General features: G+C 61.7%; 18 protein-coding genes, 4 tRNA genes and 1 pseudogene. 17 read left to right on the top strand and 6 right to left on the bottom strand.

The genetic code is table 11. The features are described 5' to 3' along the window. Positions 1 to 8: 8 nt before the first annotated feature. The 5 genes from I6J72_RS09650 to I6J72_RS09630 all read left to right on the top strand — a co-directional run bounded on the left by I6J72_RS09650 (position 9) and on the right by I6J72_RS09630 (position 4631). Positions 9 to 602, top strand: a complete 594-nt coding sequence (locus I6J72_RS09650) for a hypothetical protein (protein ID WP_204099023.1) — start codon at positions 9 to 11, stop codon at positions 600 to 602. Beyond that, on the top strand, positions 595 to 2277 hold the full coding sequence (gene menD, locus I6J72_RS09645) for a 2-succinyl-5-enolpyruvyl-6-hydroxy-3-cyclohexene-1-carboxylic-acid synthase (RefSeq protein ID WP_204099022.1): 1683 nt from the start codon (positions 595 to 597) through the stop codon (positions 2275 to 2277). The genes I6J72_RS09650 and menD overlap by 8 nt, the downstream gene beginning before the upstream one ends. A gap of 61 nt (positions 2278 to 2338) precedes the next feature. Beyond that, positions 2339 to 2722 carry a DUF3592 domain-containing protein gene (locus I6J72_RS09640; RefSeq protein WP_239107606.1) on the top strand — a complete coding sequence of 128 codons (384 nt, stop codon included), beginning with the start codon at positions 2339 to 2341 and terminating at the stop codon, positions 2720 to 2722. Between the two features lie 8 nt (positions 2723 to 2730). Beyond that, positions 2731 to 3930 (top strand): glycosyltransferase family 1 protein, encoded by a 1200-nt coding sequence (locus I6J72_RS09635; protein WP_204099020.1) that lies wholly within the window; start codon positions 2731 to 2733, stop codon positions 3928 to 3930. An 11-nt stretch (positions 3931 to 3941) separates the two neighbouring features. Next, entirely contained in the window at positions 3942 to 4631 is a 690-nt protein-coding gene (locus tag I6J72_RS09630; protein WP_204099019.1) for a demethylmenaquinone methyltransferase, read from the top strand. A 21-nt stretch (positions 4632 to 4652) separates the two neighbouring features. Here the strand turns inward: I6J72_RS09630 and I6J72_RS09625 are convergent, their stop codons facing one another. Further along, the gene (locus tag I6J72_RS09625; RefSeq protein ID WP_204099018.1) at positions 4653 to 5891 is read right to left on the bottom strand and encodes a geranylgeranyl reductase family protein; all 1239 of its coding nucleotides are present in this window, start codon (positions 5889 to 5891) and stop codon (positions 4653 to 4655) included. Between the two features lie 94 nt (positions 5892 to 5985). On the opposite strand from I6J72_RS09625, the gene I6J72_RS09620 reads away from it, so the two are divergent. The 9 genes from I6J72_RS09620 (at position 5986) to rplA (ending at position 10620) form a co-directional block, all read left to right on the top strand. After that, positions 5986 to 6990 carry a polyprenyl synthetase family protein gene (locus I6J72_RS09620; RefSeq protein ID WP_204099017.1) on the top strand — a complete coding sequence of 335 codons (1005 nt, stop codon included), beginning with the start codon at positions 5986 to 5988 and terminating at the stop codon, positions 6988 to 6990. Positions 6991 to 7066: 76 nt separating this feature from the next. After that, positions 7067 to 7148: transfer RNA gene (locus tag I6J72_RS09615), tRNA-Tyr, on the top strand. Positions 7149 to 7391: 243 nt separating this feature from the next. Beyond that, positions 7392 to 7467, top strand: a tRNA-Thr gene (locus I6J72_RS09610). Between the two features lie 34 nt (positions 7468 to 7501). After that, positions 7502 to 7573 (top strand) — tRNA-Met (locus I6J72_RS09605). A gap of 128 nt (positions 7574 to 7701) precedes the next feature. Next, positions 7702 to 7777, top strand: a tRNA-Trp gene (locus I6J72_RS09600). 24 nt (positions 7778 to 7801) lie between these two features. Further along, positions 7802 to 8128, top strand: a complete 327-nt coding sequence (gene secE / locus I6J72_RS09595) for a preprotein translocase subunit SecE (protein ID WP_204099016.1) — start codon at positions 7802 to 7804, stop codon at positions 8126 to 8128. A gap of 125 nt (positions 8129 to 8253) precedes the next feature. Beyond that, on the top strand, positions 8254 to 9207 hold the full coding sequence (gene nusG / locus I6J72_RS09590) for a transcription termination/antitermination protein NusG (RefSeq protein WP_204099015.1): 954 nt from the start codon (positions 8254 to 8256) through the stop codon (positions 9205 to 9207). 165 nt (positions 9208 to 9372) lie between these two features. Beyond that, the gene (gene rplK / locus I6J72_RS09585; protein ID WP_070520976.1) at positions 9373 to 9816 is read left to right on the top strand and encodes a 50S ribosomal protein L11; all 444 of its coding nucleotides are present in this window, start codon (positions 9373 to 9375) and stop codon (positions 9814 to 9816) included. Between the two features lie 99 nt (positions 9817 to 9915). Beyond that, entirely contained in the window at positions 9916 to 10620 is a 705-nt protein-coding gene (gene rplA / locus I6J72_RS09580) for a 50S ribosomal protein L1 (RefSeq protein WP_070821634.1), read from the top strand. A gap of 103 nt (positions 10621 to 10723) precedes the next feature. Here the strand turns inward: rplA and I6J72_RS09575 are convergent, their stop codons facing one another. From I6J72_RS09575 to I6J72_RS09555, 5 genes and pseudogenes are all read right to left on the bottom strand, one after another. Then, positions 10724 to 12112: a Y4yA family PLP-dependent enzyme gene (locus I6J72_RS09575; protein ID WP_204099014.1), complete on the bottom strand. Its 1389-nt coding sequence runs from the start codon at positions 12110 to 12112 to the stop codon at positions 10724 to 10726. Continuing rightward, positions 12109 to 13410, bottom strand: coding sequence for an FAD/NAD(P)-binding protein (locus I6J72_RS09570; protein WP_204099013.1), 1302 nt, complete (start codon positions 13408 to 13410; stop codon positions 12109 to 12111). Before I6J72_RS09570 ends, I6J72_RS09575 begins: the two co-directional genes overlap by 4 nt. Then, on the bottom strand, positions 13407 to 14423 hold the full coding sequence (locus I6J72_RS09565; protein WP_204099012.1) for a pyridoxal-phosphate dependent enzyme: 1017 nt from the start codon (positions 14421 to 14423) through the stop codon (positions 13407 to 13409). Before I6J72_RS09565 ends, I6J72_RS09570 begins: the two co-directional genes overlap by 4 nt. Before the next feature lie 40 nt (positions 14424 to 14463). Further along, a pseudogene (locus tag I6J72_RS09560) lies at positions 14464 to 14733 on the bottom strand (FAD-binding domain-containing protein); the annotation flags it as partial. 612 nt (positions 14734 to 15345) lie between these two features. Next, positions 15346 to 16140, bottom strand: coding sequence for a siderophore-interacting protein (locus I6J72_RS09555; RefSeq protein WP_204099011.1), 795 nt, complete (start codon positions 16138 to 16140; stop codon positions 15346 to 15348). Between the two features lie 124 nt (positions 16141 to 16264). On the opposite strand from I6J72_RS09555, the gene I6J72_RS09550 reads away from it, so the two are divergent. Genes I6J72_RS09550 through I6J72_RS09540 form a run of 3 tightly spaced genes read left to right on the top strand, consistent with a single transcriptional unit; the run spans position 16265 to position 19326 of the window. Further along, on the top strand, positions 16265 to 17209 hold the full coding sequence (locus I6J72_RS09550) for an ABC transporter substrate-binding protein (RefSeq protein ID WP_204099010.1): 945 nt from the start codon (positions 16265 to 16267) through the stop codon (positions 17207 to 17209). After that, the gene (locus tag I6J72_RS09545; protein WP_239107311.1) at positions 17210 to 18277 is read left to right on the top strand and encodes an iron ABC transporter permease; all 1068 of its coding nucleotides are present in this window, start codon (positions 17210 to 17212) and stop codon (positions 18275 to 18277) included. It begins immediately after the preceding gene. Then, on the top strand, positions 18274 to 19326 hold the full coding sequence (locus I6J72_RS09540) for an iron chelate uptake ABC transporter family permease subunit (protein ID WP_204099009.1): 1053 nt from the start codon (positions 18274 to 18276) through the stop codon (positions 19324 to 19326). The genes I6J72_RS09545 and I6J72_RS09540 overlap by 4 nt, the downstream gene beginning before the upstream one ends. The last annotated feature ends 3 nt before the right edge of the window (positions 19327 to 19329 follow it).

Below are 19329 nucleotides of genomic sequence, written 5' to 3'. Positions count from 1 at the left end.
TGAATCCTATGACCAACCACAACGGCGAGAACGAGACGCGCCAATTCAACCGCGTCAACGGTGACAACGAAACCCGCCAATTCGGCGCACCCCAGCCGGGCCTGGGCAACCAGCAGCCCCGCCAGCAACCACCGCAGCGCCCCCAGCAGTACTTCCCAGAGCCGGGTTCCCAGAACTCGTCGGGATTCGAGCAGAACTACCAGCAGCCGCAGTATGACCCGGTGCCTTCGAGCTACCAGGTAGAAGAGCAGAAGAAGAGCGGAAGTGCACTGGCCTACGTCTTTGCCGCAATCGCCGCCATCGCGGTGGTGATTGCCGGCGTTCTCTTCTTCCTCTGGCGCGGCGCTGCGGCAGATGCCAACAAACCTGCTCCGGAGCCGGTCACCGAGACTCAGACCGTGACCACGGAGGTTCCCACCACGGTGACGACCACGAAGGACGCACCGCGCGAGGAAGATTCACCGGAGCCGCCGGCGGACCTGCCGACCGAGCTCCCGCCGGAGATACAGGACCAGCTGGATGAGAGCGGATCTGACTTCGAGAGCTTGCTCAACGAGCTCCTTGGTGACCTTGAAGCGAACGGTGAAGGGGAAAATGTCTAACACTGATACCGCTGCCTCAACGGAGCAGCCGGAGTCGATGGAGTTGGCCCAGGCATTGGCAGCCCAGCTCTCGCGGCATCTCACCGATGTCGTGCTGTGCCCCGGTTCGCGCAATGCGCCGTTGGCGCTGGCTCTGCTCGCCCGCCCCGATATTCGCGTACATACCCGCCTGGATGAACGTTCGGCGGCTTTTGCTGCCTTAGGTTTGGCGCGTGTGCAGCGTCGCCACGTCGGCGTTGTTATGACGTCCGGCACTGCGGTGGCTAATACTCTGCCCGCGATGGTGGAAGCGCACTACTCGCATACCCCGCTGGCGGTAATCAGTGCAGACCGTCCTGCCCGCATGGTGGGGACCGGCGCGTCCCAGACCATCGTGCAGCAGGGTATTTTTGGCGTCTATGCCTCCACCAAGCAAGTGGAGAAGACCAGCGATGTTCCACTCATCGCTGAGCGTTTCCTCGCTGACCGTCAGGTGCACATTAACGTGGCCTTTGATGTTCCGCTGGTGGGGGAAGAGCTGCCGGGCCCGCCGAGTGATGTCACCCAGCACCGCGCGCGGACCCCACGCTGGTCCAACCACGGTGAGGTCGCCGTTAACCTGAGCCGTAACACTCTCGTCGTCGCGGGCGACGAAGCCTGGGAAGTAGAAGGTCTCGAGGACGTGCCGACCATTGCCGAGCCCACCGCACCGGCGCCTTATCACCCAGTTCACCCAGCCGCAGCGCACCTTTTTCGCCGCGCGCAGGTCTCCGCCAATGACTACGTGGTCAACACGAAGGTGGAGCAGGTCATTGTTGTTGGCCACCCCACCCTGCACCGCGGGGTCTTGGCGCTGTTGAGTGATCCCGATATTGATCTCATCTGCCTATCGCGCACCGAGGACTTCACCAACCCTCGCGGCGAGTCCGCGCAACTGGGCACCACGGTGAAGACCAGCGACGAGCCCACCCGCGAGTGGATGAAGATCTGCGAAGGCGCAGCCCAGATGGCGGCCGACGGTGTTCGCGAAGTCTTGGCGGAGACCACCGGCGAAGAAGCTAAAGACTCCGACATCGGCTTTACCGGCCTGCACGTGGCCGCCGCGGTGGGAGACACCCTCGCCGTCGGCGACACCCTCGTCCTGGGCGCCTCCAATCCCGTGCGGGATGCCTCCCTCATTGGCCTTCCCTTCGATGGCGTGGAGACCTATTCGCCACGCGGCGCTGCCGGCATTGACGGCACAATTGCCCAAGCCATCGGAATCGCGCTAGCCACGCAGTCCCGCGAGGCAGACGCACCGCGCGCGCCGCGCACCGTGGCGCTCATGGGGGATGTCACGTTCCTGCACGACGCCACCTCCCTCATCCTCCCCGAGGGCAACCCCCATCCCGAGAACCTCACCATCGTCGTCTCAAACGACGACGGCGGCGGAATCTTTGAGCTGCTCGAGCAGGGCCGCGAGCCGCTGCGTGCCTCCTTCGAGAAGGCGTTTGGGACGCCGCATGGGGTGGGCGTCGCCAAGCTTGCGGAAGCCTGCGGTGCTGACTACCGCGAGGCGAGCTCGGCGCAGGAGCTTCTCGACGTCCTCGCGGAGCTCAAGGAATACTCCACCGGCATCACCGTGGTGGAAGCGCACACCACGCGGTCCTCGCGGCGCGCACTGCAGGAGGCGCTGGCGGCCAAGGTGGGCCAGTAAGGTGACCAGGCGGCGGGTGCGCCAGATCATCCTAGTGCTCTATGCGGCGGCGCTGGTGGGCATGGCGGGAATGGTCATTGGGCCTTTTCTCAACGACCGCGCTATTAATGCCAACCCCGGCCGTGCGCTGGCCACGGTGACCGATGTGGGCCGTCTGCGCACCTTCGTGGATTTCCAAGACGGCGAGGGCATCTATCACTCCCCGCCGACCGGTCTGCTCTATCCCACTGGCCTGGGAGAGGGCCAACAGGTGTGGGTACTCTACGCCAAGAACAACCCTGACCTGGTGAAAGTAGAGGGCCGTGAGTGGACGCTCTCTATCATCCCGGGGTTGTCGTCGGCACTTGTGGCCACGCTGATCGCCGGCGCGTTGTGGTGGGGGAGTGGAAGAATTAACCGGAATTTAGCGCATCCGTTACCAACGGAGAACTCGGACAAGGAATGATGGGGCGCATGCGTGTAGCTATCGTCGCGGAATCCTTCTTGCCTAACGTCAACGGTGTGACCAACTCCGTGCTGCGCGTGCTCGAGTACCTCCACGAGCACGGCCACGAGGCCATTGTTGTTGCCCCCGGTGCCCGGGACGGCCAGGAGGAAATTCCTGACTACTTGGGGTTCAGCATCGTCCGCGTCCCCACCGTGAGGGTCCCGCTGGTGGATTCCCTCCCGGTGGGAGTTCCCACGAGTGCCGTGGATGAAGCCCTCCGTGCCTTTAAGCCGGACATTATCCACCTTGCCAGCCCGTTCGTTCTCGGCGCGGCGGGAGCCTTCTCCGCGCGCCAATTGCGCATTCCGGCCGTGGCTTTGTATCAGACAGACGTGGCAGGATTTGCTACTAAATACCACGCTTCCGCCCTAGCTTATGGCGTGTGGGAGTGGCTGCGCACCATTCACAACGCCTGCCAGATGACCCTCGCGCCGTCGTCGCTCACCATTGCTGACTTGGAGAAGCACCACATCAAGAACGTGCGCCATTGGGGCCGCGGCGTGGACTCGGAGCGTTTCCATCCGTCGAAGCGCTCGGACGCGCTGCGCCGCGAGTGGGAGCCGACTGGCAGCAAGAAGATCGTTGGCTTCGTCGGCCGCTTGGCCGCGGAAAAAGGCGTGCACCGTTTGTCGGCGCTTAATGATCGTGAGGATATCCAGCTCGTCATCGTTGGCGATGGCCCTGAGCGCCCATTGCTGGAAGCGCAGCTGCCCAGTGCGGTCTTTACTGGAGCACTTGGCGGTGAGGAACTCGCTGCGGCTTATGCCTCCCTCGACGTCTTCGTCCACGCCGGCGAGTTTGAGACCTTCTGCCAGGCCATCCAGGAGGCGCAGGCTTCTGGTGTGCCGACCATCGGCCCGCGTGCGGGCGGGCCGGTGGACCTCATTGAGGAGGGCTATAACGGGCTGCTTCTCGACGTTTCAACGTTCGTCGAAGACCTCCCCAACGCCGTCGATGCGCTGCTTAACCCGGAGATCCACGAGGAGCTGCGCGCGAATGCCCGCGAGTCCATCTCCACGAAGACGTGGCCCGCGCTGTGCGAGCAGCTGCTGGGGTACTACGAAGAGGTCTTGGAGGATGTCCGCGAGGTGCCTCTCACCATCTTGGGCCAGCGCCCAGAGCTGCCGCGTTGGGCCGCTCGCGCTCTTGGTGCACGCGTAGCCTAGACTTGGCTTTTGTGTCTAAGGCAGATCTGGATAAAAAGCCCTTCGATGTCGCGCGCATGTTTGACGCGGTGGGCAAGAAGTATGACATCACCAACACGGTGCTGTCCTTTGGCCAAGACGCGCGCTGGCGCCGTCTGACCCGCGAGCGACTTAACCTTAAGCCAGGGGAGAAGGTTCTCGACCTCGCTGCCGGTACCGCAGTGTCCACCGTGGAGCTAGCTAAGTCTGGTGCGTGGTGCGTGGCCTGTGACTTCTCGCGCGGCATGCTCGCAGCCGGTAAGGACCGTGACGTGCCCAAGGTCGCCGGCGATGGCATGCGTCTGCCGTTTGCCGATAACACCTTTGATGCGGTGACCATCTCCTATGGCCTGCGCAATATCCACGATTTCGAGCTCGGCTTGCGCGAGATGGCCCGCGTGACCAAGCCAGGTGGGCGCTTGGTGGTGGCGGAGTTTTCCAAACCCGTCATCCCGGTCTTCGGAACGGTCTACAAAGAGTACTTAACTCGCCTGCTGCCGCCGATAGCGAAGGTAGTTTCCTCCAATCCGGAGGCCTACGTTTACCTTGCAGAGTCCATTCGCGCATGGCCGGAGCAGCACGAGCTGGCCGCAGCTATTAACCGCAATGGGTGGGAGCAGGCAGGTTGGCGCAACCTGACGTGCGGCATCGTGGCGCTGCACTCAGCGGTTAAACCTGCTTAAAGGGCCTAAGGCCCACAGGCCTTAGGCCCAGAGAGGGGTATCGCGGCGCAGCGCGGACACCGCGCCACCAGCTAAACGCCAAGCGCGGGCGATGAGGTCCTTGTCTTCTTCCGTGATGAGGTTGCCCATAAGGCGTGCGGCGGCAGGCATGAGCATGCGGCCGACCGGACCGCGCATGGCGATAGGTCCGGCAAGCGGCAGGAACTGCGGGTAGGTCAAAAGGCGCGCGGCCGTGCGAGCCAACAGGAAAGCTTCTCCGTACTCGGCGCGTAGGCGATCTGGCCAGGCCAAGGTGAGATCCTTCGTGCCGAGCATGTCGACGGCAAGAGCGGCCGTTTCCAAGCCATAGTCAATTCCTTCGCCGTTAAGCGGGTTGACGCAAGCAGCAGCGTCACCAATGAACGCCCAGTTCGCACCCGCGACACCAGAGACCGCTCCGCCCATGGGCAACATCGCCGAGGTGACGTCGCGGAGCTCGCCGAGGCCCCATTCACCGCGCTGCTGCTCGGCGTAGAAACTCAAGGCCTTCTTTGTGTTGAGGCGGGCCGGCCGGGCAGCCGTGGACAGTGCACCGAGGCCGATGTTGACCCCTTGCCCGAGCGGAAAAATCCAACCGTAGCCGGGCTGGACAACGCCATCTGAGTCCTTGAGCTCGACGTGGGAGTGCATCCACTCTTCACCATCGTGTGGGGAGTCGGCATAGGCGCGCGCAGCGATGCCGTAGACCTCATTGCGGTCCCACCGGCGGCCCAGTTGCTTGCCGAAGGTGGAACGCACGCCGTCGGCAACGATGACCCATTTAGCACTTACGCGCTGCTGGCCCACGGCGAAAGAGATGAGGCGGTTGCCTGTAAGTTGTGGGTCGGTAGCGGTGCCGGTGACAAGGCGCGCGCCCGCTTCCTGGGCGGCGGTGACCAGGAGCGCGTCAAACTCATAGCGCGGCAGGGCCGTTCCTTCCTGCGAGGGATACGTTGCCGGCCACGGCGCGGTGACTGACCCGCCAAAGCCATGCAGCTTCAGCCCACGGTTGCGGTAGGAGGCGTTGACCTCGATGCCGAGGAGATCCAGCTGATGCATGGCGCGTGGGGTGAGGCCATCGCCGCAGGTTTTATCGCGGGGGAAGGGGGAGGCGTCGATAAGCACGGTATCGTGGCCGGCTCGCGCGGCATGGATAGCGGCTGCGGCACCAGCGGGGCCCGCACCGACAACAGCGACGTCTGCATGGATGGAATCGATCTGCTCCGACATGGGGACTATCATTGCACGGGATAGTGGCCTTGAGTGTGTTGAGGGCCGTGCTATGGGCTACGGTAAGTAAACACTAGGATTTTTGAGTTAATAAGGAACGCGTTTAATGTCACACGGCCAAACTCACGCCAAGCACGTGAAATTGGGGGATGCGCAGCTCACCGAGCGTATCAACGCCGGGATGACTGCCGTTGAAGATCTGCTCAGCGCGGAGCTCGACCGCGGGCAGGACTTCCTCAAGGAGAAGGTACGTCACCTCTCGATGGCTGGTGGTAAGCGTTTCCGTCCGATGATGGCGCTACTGGCCTCCGAATTCGGTGAGCGCCCAGAGTCACCTGAGGTGATCAAGGCAGCCACGGCCGTGGAAATGGTGCACGTGGCCACGCTGTACCACGACGACGTCATGGATGAAGCTGACCGTCGCCGCGGTGTGGAATCCGCCAACTTCCGGTGGACAAATTCCGTGGCGATTCTGGCTGGCGACGCCCTTCTTGCGCATGCTTCCCGGCTGATGAGCCAACTGGATACGCACACCGTCGAGCACTTCGCCGAAACCTTTGAAGAACTCGTGACCGGCCAGATGCGGGAGACGATCGGCGCCGGTGAGGCCAATGCGGTGGAGCACTACACGGCGGTCATTCGGGAAAAGACGGCTGTGCTTATTGCCTCCGCCGGCTACCTGGGTGCTTATCACTCGGGTGCAGGCCCCGAGCAGTGCGAGGCCCTGCGTCAGATTGGCTCTGCCGTGGGCATGATTTTCCAGATTGTGGACGACATCATTGATATCTTCTCCGACCCTGAGGAGTCCGGAAAGACCCCAGGCACCGATTTGCGCGAGGGCGTTTTCACGCTCCCGGTGCTCTATGCCTTGGAGGAAGAAGGCGAGGTCGGCGACGAGCTGCGTGGCCTGCTCACGGGCCCGCTGACTGACGACGCCTCCGTGGACCGCGCCATCGAATTGTTGTGGAAGTCCACTGGCCGCGACAAGGCCATGGCGGATGTCAACGCCTACCTGCGCGTGGTGGAAGACCAGCTCTCGCTCTTGCCCGAGTGCACGGCGAGTGAAGCGCTGCGTCAGCTCGCGGATTACACGGTCCAGCGCGTGGGCTAATTGAGGCTCCTGCCAGCTGATTTGCATGTTGGGCGGTACTTCGTAGTAAAGTACATAACCGCACTCACGAGTGCATGCCAGGTTGCCCGAGCGGCCAAAGGGAGCGGACTGTAAATCCGCCGGCATTGCCTTCAGAAGTTCGAATCTTCTACCTGGCACAGAATGAATCCCGCAGACACAGAAATGTGCCTGCGGGATTTTGTGTTGCGCGGGGACGCGATCGCGGGCACACAGGGCTGGGTCGGGCAAGGGTGGCGTTGAGGGTGTGTTTAAACGCTTCTTCTAAAGGCTTAAAAACATTCACTATGCTGGCGATTTGTGTTGTTTGAGCGTTTCGGGTTAATCTTTTCAAGGCTTCAACGAGAGCACAGCGGAGATTCTCCGTGACTCACAGAGGCTGTGCCCCCTTAGCTCAGTCGGCAGAGCGTTTCCATGGTAAGGAAAAGGTCGACAGTTCGATTCTGTCAGGGGGCTCCATTCATGTTTCCAGACATTTCTGGAAGGTGAATATGGCGGTGTAGCTCAGTGGTAGAGCAAGCGACTCATAATCGCTGTGTCGCGAGTTCAATTCTCGCCATCGCTACCGGGAAGGAAAAGCGCCCGTGTTCAGGGCGCTTTTTTACTACCGACTCCCAGCCTTACACGGCAGGTGGTTTCCAACAGGGATCACCGTTCTGGTAGGGTTATGCGTTGTCCCAAAAGGGCACGCAAAGGGGCGTGGCGCAATTGGTAGCGCAACGGTCTCCAAAACCGTAGGTTGCAGGTTCGAGTCCTGTCGCCCCTGCCACATCACTTCAAGGAGGAAATCGCCGTGAGCGATGAAAAGCAGCCGAGCACCGGGGCAGCCCGCCCAACCGGCAAGCGTCAGCTCTCTGGCGCAGCGACCACCTCTACTGAGTCCTACACCGACAAGCGCGTTGTGCGCGTCGAGGACAAGAAGGAAGAATCTGCCGGTGGCTCCGTAGCCTCCTTCCCGGGTGAGGTTGCCTCCGAGATTAAGAAGGTTGTCTGGCCTACCGGTAAGGAGATGGTCCAGTACGTGCTCGTGACCTTCGCCTTCCTTGTCGTGCTGACCGCACTGGTCTGGGGCGTTGACACGCTGACCGGCCTTGGAGTTGAAGCCGTACTCGCGCCTTAGTAGAATCAACCGCATACTTTCATCCCGCCGAATCCCACTAGGGGAACGGCGGGATACTTTTTGCCCTAGCCACCCCGGGTACCCTGGTGGTGACTAGACGGATTAATACACAGATGGAGCACACAATGAGCGACGAAACCACCGGCACTTCTCTTGAACAGGCCATGATCGATAACGTCCAGGATCAGGCCGCTGAGGCAGCATCGGCAGCGGAGGCTGCCGACGAGGCCCTGGGCACGGCTGCCGTCGAGGGCTCCGAGGCCCCAGAGACTGCTGAGGAACAGCAGGAGGAGCTTTCCGCCGAAGAGAAAGAAGCAGCCGAGAAGGAAGCCGCTACCAAGGCAGCTGAAGCAGCGCTGGGTGGCGGTGCTGACGACGGTGACGAGGAGGCGTCGGAAAGCGCAGCGGCTGGTGCTGACGCCGCCGCAGTAGAGGCTGAGTACAAGACTCGCCTGCGCGCCTTTACTCGTGAGCTGAAGAAGCAGCCCGGTCAGTGGTTCATCATTCAGTGCTACTCCGGCTACGAGAACAAGGTGAAGACCAACCTGGATATGCGCGCCCAGACGCTTGAGGTGGAGGATTCCATTTTCGAGGTCGTCGTGCCGGTCGAGCAGGTCCTGGAGAAGAAGGACGGCAAGAAGAAGGTGGTGAAGCGCAAGCTGCTGCCGGGTTACGTGCTCGTACGCATGGAGCTTAACGACGCTGCCTGGTCCGTCGTCCGCGATACCCCGGGTGTGACGTCCTTCGTGGGTAATGAGGGCAACGCTACTCCGGTGAAGATTCGCGACGTAGCCAAGTTCCTTATGCCGAACGACGCGACCGTTACTCCGGAGAGCTCGGCTGCCGACGCTGACGGCGAGCAGGTCGTCGCCATGCCAGAGAAGGAAGTGGCCAAGGCTTATGCACACGACTTCGAGGTGGGCGAGGCTGTCACCATCCTGTCCGGCCCGCTAGCCTCTGTTTCTGCCACCATTTCCGAAATTGATCCGGAGACTGGCAAGATGCAGGGTCTGGTATCTATCTTCGGCCGCGAGACCCCGGTGGAGCTGTCCCCGACGGAGATCGAGCGTATCTCCTAAAAAGCGATTTTGAGCTGGGCGCACGGTGTTCTAAACTTGAACGCCGTGCGCTTTTGCGCATGTTGAAACGTTCATCCTCCGGTGGCCCACAACGCGTGAGCATCCGGACGGGGTGCTGTTATTCATCGTGGCGGCACCTCGGTACCACAGGAAAGAGGTAATTCGATGGCTCCCAAGAAGAAGGTTACTGGCCTGATCAAGCTCCAGATCGAGGCAGGCGCTGCTAACCCGGCTCCGCCGGTTGGTCCGGCACTCGGTGCCCACGGCGTCAACATCATGGAGTTCTGCAAGGCGTACAACGCTGCGACCGAGTCCCAGCGCGGCAACGTCGTTCCGGTGGAAATCACCGTGTACGAGGACCGCTCCTTCGACTTCAAGCTGAAGACCCCGCCGGCTGCAAAGCTTCTGCTCAAGGCTGCTGGCATCAAGAAGGGCTCCGGCGTTCCGCACACCGACAAGGTGGGCTCCGTGACCTGGGATCAGTGCAAGGAGATTGCACAGACCAAGTTCGAGGACCTCAACGCTCGTGACATCGAGAACGGCGCCCGCATCATCGCTGGTACCGCTCGCTCCATGGGCATCACCGTTGACGGCATCCCGGCTAAGTAAAAATCGAATCTTTAGTGCGCGGCACGTCGTGTGCCGCGCGTGGCAGGGCCAGCTCCGGCCCGCTATCACCACATCAATCCAAGAAAAGGAATTGCACTTATGAGCACCAAGTCCAAGGCATACAAGGCTGCCGCTGAGCTGGTAGACCGCTCCCGCCTGTACCGTCCGATCGAGGCCGCCAAGCTGGCCAAGGAGACCTCCTCCAAGAACTTCGACGCCACCGTGGACGTTGTCTTCCGCCTCGGCGTTGATCCGCGTAAGGCTGACCAGCTGGTTCGCGGTACCGTTTCCCTGCCGCACGGCACCGGTAAGGACGTCCGCGTGGCCGTCTTCGCTGAGGGCGACAACGCTGAGGCTGCTAAGGCTGCTGGCGCCGACATCGTGGGCACCGAAGAGCTTATTGCCGCTATCAACGAGGGCAACATCGACTTCGACGTTGCTATCGCTACCCCGGACCAGATGGCCAAGGTTGGCCGCGTTGCCCGCGTCCTGGGCCCGCGTGGTCTCATGCCGAACCCGAAGACCGGTACCGTGACCGCTGACGTGACCAAGGCTGTTGCTGACGTCAAGGGCGGTAAGATTTCCTTCCGCGTTGACAAGGCTTCCAACCTGCACGCCATCATCGGTAAGGCTTCCTTCGACGCTGAGAAGCTGGCTGAGAACTACGGTGCACTTTACGACGAGATCGTTCGTCTGAAGCCGTCCTCCGCCAAGGGCGTCTACGCCAAGAAGATCACCATCTCCACCACCTCCGGACCGGGCATCCCGGTCGACGCTTCCGTGGAGAAGAACTACACCGAGTAAATCGGTCTAGCGCATCGCGCTAAATGACAAAGGGCTTCGAGGTTTACCTTCGGAGCCCTTTTCATTTACCCAGCCAGTCCCGTGTAGATAGCGGCTGGGATCGCTAGGCGTCGATATCGTCCGGCACCCAGTCGCGGCTGTCTACGTCGAGGTAGACATTGCGCGCTAGCGGAATCTGGTGGGAGGCAGATTCCAAAATATGCATGAAGTAGCCGGCGGTGTTCGGGATAGCGAGGGTATCGCCCACCGCAATGCCCTCGGGGAAGTCGAGTTCGCGGCGCAGGATGACTTCATCTTCGATGCAATAGGCACCCACCACGAACCCGGTGCGCGGTTCGCGGTCTACCGCACCGCGGTCTCCGGCAGTGGGCACGAGGAGCGGGTCGAGCAAGATATCATCCGCCGCGGTACGGCACTGGGTGCGGTTCATAGCTGCGCCGATGAGGGGCAGGCCGTCGGAGCGCTTTTTGAGGAAGCTGACCTCAGCGAGAATGATGCCGCAGCCATCGAGCAGGCTGCGCCCTGGCTCCAAGTGAAGAGAAATATTCCGCTCGCGCAGTGCACGGGCGGCGGGGCCAAACCCGGCCACCTCACCAGAAAGGAGTTGGTCTAGCCACTGGCCGCGGGTGGGCGTCTGCCAGAAGGGGTAGGTATTAGAGAGCGGGTCGGACTTCCACGTAAAAGGCTCACCGGTGCCGGCGCGCTGGGCTGCGATGCGCTGCTGGTAATACCCCCATTGCTCGCGGGATTCGAGGTAGCTCATGGGAATACCGCCGCCGATATCGATGAAGGAAGCAGGCTGGCCAACTAAGCGCAGGTGCTCGATGAGGGCGATGGCCTCCGCGAGTGCGGTGCGGCGGTCCGATTCGCTATAACCATGCAGGTGTACGTGAACGCCGTCAGCGTGGATGGTTTCGGGCCAGGCATGGCTTTGCCATGCGTGAAGGAGCTCACCGAAGCGCGTCGGCGGAAGGTTATCCGGGTTGGGGGCAAGGCGCGGTGCGACGTGCGCGGTGTGGTGGAGGGCCTTGGCAAGGGCAGCGATGCGCTCGGCTTCCGCTCGCGAATCGCAAGAAATGGTGACTCCGCGGTCGATAGCTAGGCGCAGTAACGCGTCGGTCTTAATAGCCGCGCTGAGGATAATCCGCTCGGGCGCGAGTCCACGGTTAAGCACTTGGCGCAGCTCATTTTCACTGGCGACGTCCACGCCCAGGCCAGCCTCGCGGGCGGCGTCGACGAAGCACAAGGCTTTATTGGCCTTGCGAGCGAAAAACACCTGGGTGTCCACGCTATGAGAGGCGCCGGCATCGAGGAGCTCTTGGGCGTTGCGGCGCAGCGGTGCGGGGTTGAGCACATTAACGGGCGAGCCATACTCGGAGGTGAGGCGGGAGACTTGCTGTGGGTCAGCCACCAATTCTGACATCCATTCTTCCCACCGGGCGCGCAGCGCAACGGTGCCATGAACGGGTAACGGGGTGGTGTGGTTGGTCATGGGTTTACTACTTTCTCCGCCCAACGGGGGATGTCATCGTGCACGGAACGGTTCAACGAGTCATGGCCGGGAAGCTCAAGCTCATTCATGCGGCCGATTTCCACGACGCCGGGGACATCGTGGAAAGGGGAGGGGGTGGCTTGGGGAGCTACGGTGGCGTCGATAAGCAGGTCAATGTCACCTTGTGTGCGCCATAGGTCAACCTGGTCCGGGGCTACGAGGTAGCGGGTATCTACCACGCCTGTGCGGATGAGCTCGAGCAGGCGCCGCGCGGTGACTGGGGGTGGGCCAAAGGCCACGCGCTCGAGAGTGCGCGAGAGCTCACGGAATCCGGGCATGGGTCCATGAGCCTTGTGCCAGTCCACGCATTCTTGAAAGAGCCCCCGAAACGCCGCGCCCACAGCCGCCGCCGGGGTAAGGGGCCCTGTGCCCTCAGCGGCGTGGAGGGAGGCGTCCAGCTCCGCGACGGCATCGCCGGAAAAGTCGTGGCCGTCGAGCACTGCAGCGAGGTCCCCGGTGGAAAACTCACCCATCGATCCGGCGGCCGCTAGGAGGACGTCGCGCAATTCATCGGCATCTATCACGTCAGCACAGGCGCGCCTCACGTCGTCCGGAATCTCAGGCTGGGGCGCACTCGGAGCGGGCTTGACCTCCATGAAACGCCCGCTGCGGCTCACCGGGAAGATTACCTCGGCGGTATCGCCATACAATAGGCAGACATCGATGAAGCTCAAGGCAGCACCGCGCACCCCAATCCGTCGCGGGGCACTGGGCAAATCGGCGCCGAAGTAGAGTCCGGTGACCGGAACGCGGGAAGGCTCGTGGACTAAGGCGCCGGGGTGGAGGTGATCGTGGCCGGTGCAGACGAGGACTTCGTCGAAGGGCGAGCCATCGACGATGAACCCGCCGTCAGCGGCAGACACCGAACGCACACGCTGGGGTAGGTGTCGAATGCACACGTGCTGCGGGGCGCGGTGCAGGGCAGCAGCCCACGTATCGGCCAGGAATTGCCCCACCTGCGCGCGCGGCGGGAAGGCATCGGTGGTGGATTCCCCACGGCGGGTACGCCAAGCGTTGAAGCTATCGTGTGCGGTGGTGACGATGGCGCAATTGACGTTAAGGCGCCACTGCGGCGGCTGCTGCGGGCGATACACCGCGCCGGCGCCGGCGGGGTAGGGATCAAAGACGGTGATATCCAGGGGGTTGCGGGCGCGCTCGATGAGCTCTTCTACGGCCCACAGCCCGCGTGGGCCGCCGCCGATGACGGCGATGCGGCGGGAAGGTGTCTGCGGGCTCACTCTGAATCCCCTTCGACGCGCGCGGCGAGCTCGGCAGGAGAGATATCGAAGTACTCGTAGACCCAGGAATCGCTGTAGATGGTATCGAGGTAAGGCTGGCCACCGTCGTGGAGTACGGCCACGACCTCCGCACCGGACGGAAGGGTAGGCGCGAGACGCTGGAATGCCGCGATGACCGCGCCGCCGGAGGCCCCAGGCAGAAGGCCTTCGGCCTGGGCGAGGCGACGGGCTGCCACAATGGCATCCAGATCAGGCACACGCTCTACTGAGGACGGCGAGAATTTGGTGGATAGATCGGTGACAATGCCAGCACCATAGCCCGGCAGCATGCGGGTGCCGCGCTGGCCCCCAAACAGCACGGAGCCTTCGGCATCGACACCGATGGTCTCCGTATCGGCGCCAAGCTCAGTGAGCTTGCGCACGCAGCCGCCGAGAGTGCCGGTGGTGCTCATAGCGACGAGCAAGTGGGTGGGCGCCTGTCCGAGCTGGTCCACGATTTCCGTCATTGTGCCTTCGGCGTGGGCGTAAAAGGCGGCCTCGTTGGAGTACTGGTTGAGATTGAAAGAATCGGGGATCTCTTCTAGAAGCTCGGCTACGCGGGTGCGGCGAGCAGTGAGCCAATCGCCGGTTTCCGGGTCCGGGTGATCCAGCAATTCTACGTGGGCGCCGTAGGCCCGCATCGTGGCCACGGTGGAGGAATTGACGCGCGGATCGACCACGCAGTGGAATTTCATACCCGCAAGTGGGGCCTGGCGGGCCAGTGCCATGCCAAGGTTGCCCGAGGAAGACTCCACCAGGGTGGATCCGGGGCCTATGTCGCCGGCGTCAAGCGCGGCTTGGATGAGTGCGCGTGCGGTGCGGTCTTTGGCGGATCCGCCCAGGTTGAATTGCTCTAGCTTGAGGTAGAGGTGCACATCGGTACGGGGATTAATGGCGTCCACGCGCATCAGCGGGGTATGGCCAATAGGTGGTTGGGCTTGAGAATGAATCCGTGGGCTCATCATTAGCCCCATGGTAGACCTCTGCCTGCGGCTTTTGTTGCCGGCTTAGTCTTTAGATCTCCGCATAGGCATCGAGGGCAGCTTGGCGCGATTCCTTGAGATCTCCAATTGGCAGCGCGGACAAGGCGGGTGCCCAGCGGCGCACATAGTCGCCGTCGGGATCAAAGCGCTTGGCCTGCGTTTCGGGGTTGAAGATGCGAAAGAAGGGCGCGGCATCGGCATCCACCAAGGTGTCCCAAAACCATTCCTCGCATAAGTGCCAGTGAATGCCCAGGTTCTTCGGGAGGAACGAGCCCACCACCATGCGCACGCGGTTGTGCATATCAATGTTAACGGCATCAAGGCGCCCACTCGCTTGCGGGCGGGAGTCTTTTCCCGTTCCTAGTGCTGGATTTGTGCAGGGTAATGACACCTTTCTCACTAACAGGCAATTGGCAGGTTGGTGGTATGGCATTACAAGGAACCTGCCGCATAATATTCTTGTGCGTTTGAGAGAGGCGCATGAGAGATAGAGAGAACACCCTGAGTCTTGCAGGGCGGGCGGCGTGAGAAACCGCCTGATAGACAAGACCCCTTGCAACGCGGGTCCCGGATTTTCCCCGGGGCCCGCGTTGTGCTGTGCGCTGCGTGGGCCCCACGGCATCTTGGGGTTAAGGGTCAAAATGTGTGTCTTAGTCCGTAGCTCAAGGGGTGAAGCTTGGGGTACAGGCGAAGACGGGGGCTAGGGGACCAAACTAAAGACACCATTTGGGGTGCTGAATCAAGAAAAGTCCAGGTAAAAGCATACAAGGTTTGGCATAAGGTGCCAATGCTTTGGTCCTTCTTCTTCCTTCCAAGTAGCACCGGCTCCGTAGCGTCCTTCATGTCACTGAAGCATACGGGTCCACCTTAAAGTGGAACGATTGCTTTCCTGTTGTGACGCGTGCAGAGGGGGTTAAGGCCGCGGCTTTCCTTGAATCCAGTAGACGGACCAGATGACGTCCTCCCGCGGCACACCCCAGTCGTGCACAGCTATGGCGCGCACTGCTTTGGCGAGGTCCCCTTCGCCGGATACCCATACCGAATCGGGTGCAGTATCCGGGGTGAAACGAGAATCAAGGAGCTGTCTGGCGCGCGCAATGTGCTCCTCGTGCGGAGCGGAAATCATAGTGAGCGAGCGAACCTTGCCGCTCCACGTTTCCTCAAATCCATCCTCAATTTCGTCGTCGCTTGCGATCAGAGCAACGACGTCGACGCCGCCCAAGGCGTCCGGTGACAAAGCTTCGTAATGTTCCAGGATGTGCCACAGCGCCGGAAGAGCGGAGGCGTCTGCGAGTAGCAGTTGTGACTTCCTAGGTTCTTGCCACCGTGCTTGTCCCGTATATATTCCTGCGGTATCCCCAGGTTGTGCCTTGCGGATCCAGTGCGTGCCCGGGCCATTATCGCCATGGGTTACCACGTCGACGTCGATAGTGTGGGCGTCATGATTGAGCCTGCGAATCGTGTACCACCGCAATGCTGGGCGAATCTTGGCGGGCAATCCCGTGACGGCGGCGCGAACATTGGAATCTTCAACCGGAAATGGCGAAAACTCCTGCCCATCTTGGGGCATGAGGAGCCCAAAGTATTCGTCAGGCCCGGCTAAGGGGTAGGAACCAAACGCTGGTGAGTGAAAAGTTAGTCGGTGTAGCCGTGGCTTGAGGCGGGTATTCCCGGTGAGGGTAACGGGTAGTAGGCGGTGATGTGTCAAGGGGTGTGTTCCTAGGTAGGAGGGAGATTTGAAACCATCATAAAGTACAAGTTAGGCTAGCCTCAAATAAATTAGGGGTGCGTATGGTTACGTGCCCGTTCCCAGTGAAGGAAAGGTTTATTCCATGATTGCCATCAACCGGCGCGCGAAAGCCGTGCTTGCGATTGTCTCGGCGGTAGCGATTGCTCTGACGGGCTGCTCACGTGGAAGCGGCGATGACAGCGCGGGCGTGGCCGGCGCAGACGAGCCCAGGGTTGCAAGCCTTGGGCTGGGAGATGCCGATACCGTGCTGGCACTCGGACTCACTCCCGTTGCTGTGGCCCCCTGGGGTGCGAAAGGGGATGGTGATCCCTCCGGAGTTGGCCCATGGGCGAAGGAGCTTTTGGGAGATGCCCAGCCCGAGGTGATCTATAACACCGCCTCCGGTTTCACGGCCGAGGTTCTAGAGCAGGTCACTGCCTCGGACCCCACACAGATCATCGCCGTGAACCAGGCAGTGGACCAGGAGGCAAAGAAATCCCTCGAGGATATCGCTCCGCTGACCGTGAAGCCCGAAGATTTCGAGGACTGGCAGATCCCCTGGGATGAGCAAGTCAAGACCATCGCCGCTGCCGTCGATAAGGAAGAGGAGGGGGAGAAGCTCATTGACCAAGCAGAGGGCGCCTTTGAGCAGTTCAAGGACTCCCACCCGGAGCTGCAGGGCAAGCGCGCAGCCATCCTCATGCCCTATGACGGGAAGCTGGGCCTCTACACGGCAGAAGACGGCCGTGGCCAGTTCATCGAAGACCTCGGCTTTGAGATCCCCAAGGAACTGCAGGGTGATGGTTCCAGCTTCTTCGTGGACTATGCCCCGGAAAACTACTCCCAGCTCAACAATGTGGACTATCTGTTCGTCTTGGATTACAACGGTGCGGTCGATGAGCTGAAGAAGGATTCCACATTCCAAGGCCTGGACGTGGTCACGGATGGCCGTGTTCGCTACCTGGACACAGACACCGGCAATGCGATGAGCGTGCCGAACCCGCTGACTATTCCGTGGGCCGTCGACAAATTCGAAGAGAAACTATAAGTGCTTGCACTATCGAGGAAGGCTGGCGCTATCCACGGCGTTGCAGGGACGCAACGCGGAGGCAAGGCAGCCGCACTGGACTCGCGGGGGAGAAGCCTCGCACTGCTCACCACGGCACTGGTTGTGTCGACCCTTCTCCTTTTCCTGTGCTCACTGGTGGTGGGCTCTAGGGCTATCCCGTTGTCTGATATGTTTGTTGCCCTCCTTCACAGGGGCGAAGCAGATATCGAGAGCATCGTGTGGGATCTGCGCATCCCGCGCACGTTCTTGGCCTACTTCGCGGGAGCGGCCATCGCGGTATCGGGGGTTATCGCACAGTCTTGGACTAGAAACCCCTTGGCCGATCCGGGCTTCATCGGTATCACTGCGGGTGCCTCCTTCCTTGTTGCCCTCGGGACAGCAGTAGGAATCGCCACCTCAACCGGGATGCGGACTGCCCTGGCCCTCCTAGGTGCCGGCGTGGCCACAACATTGGTGCTGGGTGTGTCCCGCAGGTTTCAGGATCCCTTGACGCTGGTCTTGGTTGGCGCAGGGGTCGCTGCTGCTTTGAGCTCAGGTGCCATGCTGATCGGCCTGTACTCCACGGATGTCCTCGACAGTATGCGTCGGTGGACCATCGGCTCCACGTTCGGGCGCGGCCCTGAAGATGTCGCCATCGCGGGTATCGGATTGCTCGTCGGGCTTATCATTGCCGCACGTGTGGCACGCCCGCTCGATCTTTTGGCAATGGGGGAGGAATCCTCGGTTGCCTTGGGTGGCTCGCCCTCGCTAACGCGGCGCGGTGCGGCCTTGAGCATCGTTATCTTAGCGGGCAGCGCTACCGCAGCGACGGGACCTGTTGCCTTCGTCGGATTTGCCATTCCGCATCTGTTGCGCCGGCTTACGGGGCCAGAAGTCGCCGCAATGATCGCTCCTGCCGCATTACTCGGTGGTTGTTCCGTACTCGCTGCGGATATTCTCGGCCGCCTCATCGCGGGCCCTTCAGAGTTGGAGATGTCCATCGTCGTGGCCTTTGTCGGCGCACCATTTCTCATCTGGGCCGTGCACCGAGGGGAGTACAAACTATGAGTGGGCGGGTGAAGGGGGACGTCGTCAAGCATCTGCGTTCCCAAGAGCGGCAACGCCGGACATGGATATGGGTGGCCACCTGCTTTTTTGTTCTGGTCGCGGCAAGCTCCTATGTCCTCCTGCTGGGGCAGGGCCCAGTGGACTTGAGTCCGTGGCAGGTTCTCGAGATTCTCAACGGCGGGGGAAGCCGAAGTGAGATTCGCGTTGTCTGGGACCTGCGCATGCCCGTAGCGCTAGCGACCCTCATCGTGGGTGCCGCGCTCGGACTGGCGGGGTCGTGGACGCAGTCGATGTCGCGCAATCCGCTGGCTTCGCCGGACATCCTTGGCGTGACTGGTGGCGCGTCCGTCATGGTGGTCATCGGAACGGTGCTCTCCCGGCCTCTCCTCGCTGAGGGGCTTTCCATGTTCTGGTGGCGGGCGGGACTTGCGCTGCTGGGCGCGGTGCTAGCAGCCATCCTGCTCGTGGCACTTGGGGGAATCGGTACGAGCAACCGTATCGTCATCGTCGGAATCGCGCTGTCACTTCTGTTCCAAGCCCTCGTGGCATATCTGTTGCGCGCTGCCCAGCTCCTCCGTGCGGCGCAGTCCCAGCTCTGGTTGGCGGGAACCACAGGGTTTGTACGGATGGATGCCATCATTCCTCTGCTCGTGGGGTTGGCACCATTCGTAGTTCTCGGCCTGTGGTGTGCTCGGGAGCTACCACTCCTGGCACACGATGATCTTTCGGCCCTCTCCTTGGGGGTCAACATCACGCGCACACGTGCTCTCCTGTTAGTTGCGGCTACGGGCATTTGCGCGGTGACCGTTTCCGTGGCTGGGCCTATCGGCTTCATTGCGCTTCTGGCCCCGCATGTGGGGCGCATTGTTGCCCGGACGCCCACGCCTGTGCCGCTGGTCTCCTGCACTGCCGGCGCTGCCTTGTTGAGTGTGTGCGCTGTCATTGCTGGAATGCTTCCGATGGACGCTCCAGTGGGTGCGGTGTCTTCCATTATTGGAGGGTGCGCCCTGGTCATCTTGGTGTGGAATGCCGCACGGCGGAGAGGATAAAAG

This window comes from Corynebacterium sp. FDAARGOS 1242, from assembly GCF_016889985.1.
GTDB classification, from domain to species: Bacteria; Actinomycetota; Actinomycetes; order Mycobacteriales; family Mycobacteriaceae; genus Corynebacterium; species Corynebacterium minutissimum_B.
This window is presented reverse-complemented; position numbering and strand designations above follow the sequence as displayed.

Coding starts and splice junctions, on each gene's coding strand:
- I6J72_RS09650 (WP_204099023.1), top strand. CDS start 9: ATGACCAACCACAACGGCGAGAACGAGACGCGCCAATTCAACCGCGTC.
- menD (WP_204099022.1), top strand. CDS start 595: ATGTCTAACACTGATACCGCTGCCTCAACGGAGCAGCCGGAGTCGATG.
- I6J72_RS09640 (WP_239107606.1), top strand. CDS start 2,339: ATGGCGGGAATGGTCATTGGGCCTTTTCTCAACGACCGCGCTATTAAT.
- I6J72_RS09635 (WP_204099020.1), top strand. CDS start 2,731: ATGCGTGTAGCTATCGTCGCGGAATCCTTCTTGCCTAACGTCAACGGT.
- I6J72_RS09625 (WP_204099018.1), bottom strand. CDS start 5,891: ATGATAGTCCCCATGTCGGAGCAGATCGATTCCATCCATGCAGACGTC.
- I6J72_RS09620 (WP_204099017.1), top strand. CDS start 5,986: ATGTCACACGGCCAAACTCACGCCAAGCACGTGAAATTGGGGGATGCG.
- nusG (WP_204099015.1), top strand. CDS start 8,254: ATGAGCGACGAAACCACCGGCACTTCTCTTGAACAGGCCATGATCGAT.
- rplK (WP_070520976.1), top strand. CDS start 9,373: ATGGCTCCCAAGAAGAAGGTTACTGGCCTGATCAAGCTCCAGATCGAG.
- rplA (WP_070821634.1), top strand. CDS start 9,916: ATGAGCACCAAGTCCAAGGCATACAAGGCTGCCGCTGAGCTGGTAGAC.
- I6J72_RS09575 (WP_204099014.1), bottom strand. CDS start 12,112: ATGACCAACCACACCACCCCGTTACCCGTTCATGGCACCGTTGCGCTG.
- I6J72_RS09565 (WP_204099012.1), bottom strand. CDS start 14,423: ATGGGGCTAATGATGAGCCCACGGATTCATTCTCAAGCCCAACCACCT.
- I6J72_RS09550 (WP_204099010.1), top strand. CDS start 16,265: ATGATTGCCATCAACCGGCGCGCGAAAGCCGTGCTTGCGATTGTCTCG.
- I6J72_RS09540 (WP_204099009.1), top strand. CDS start 18,274: ATGAGTGGGCGGGTGAAGGGGGACGTCGTCAAGCATCTGCGTTCCCAA.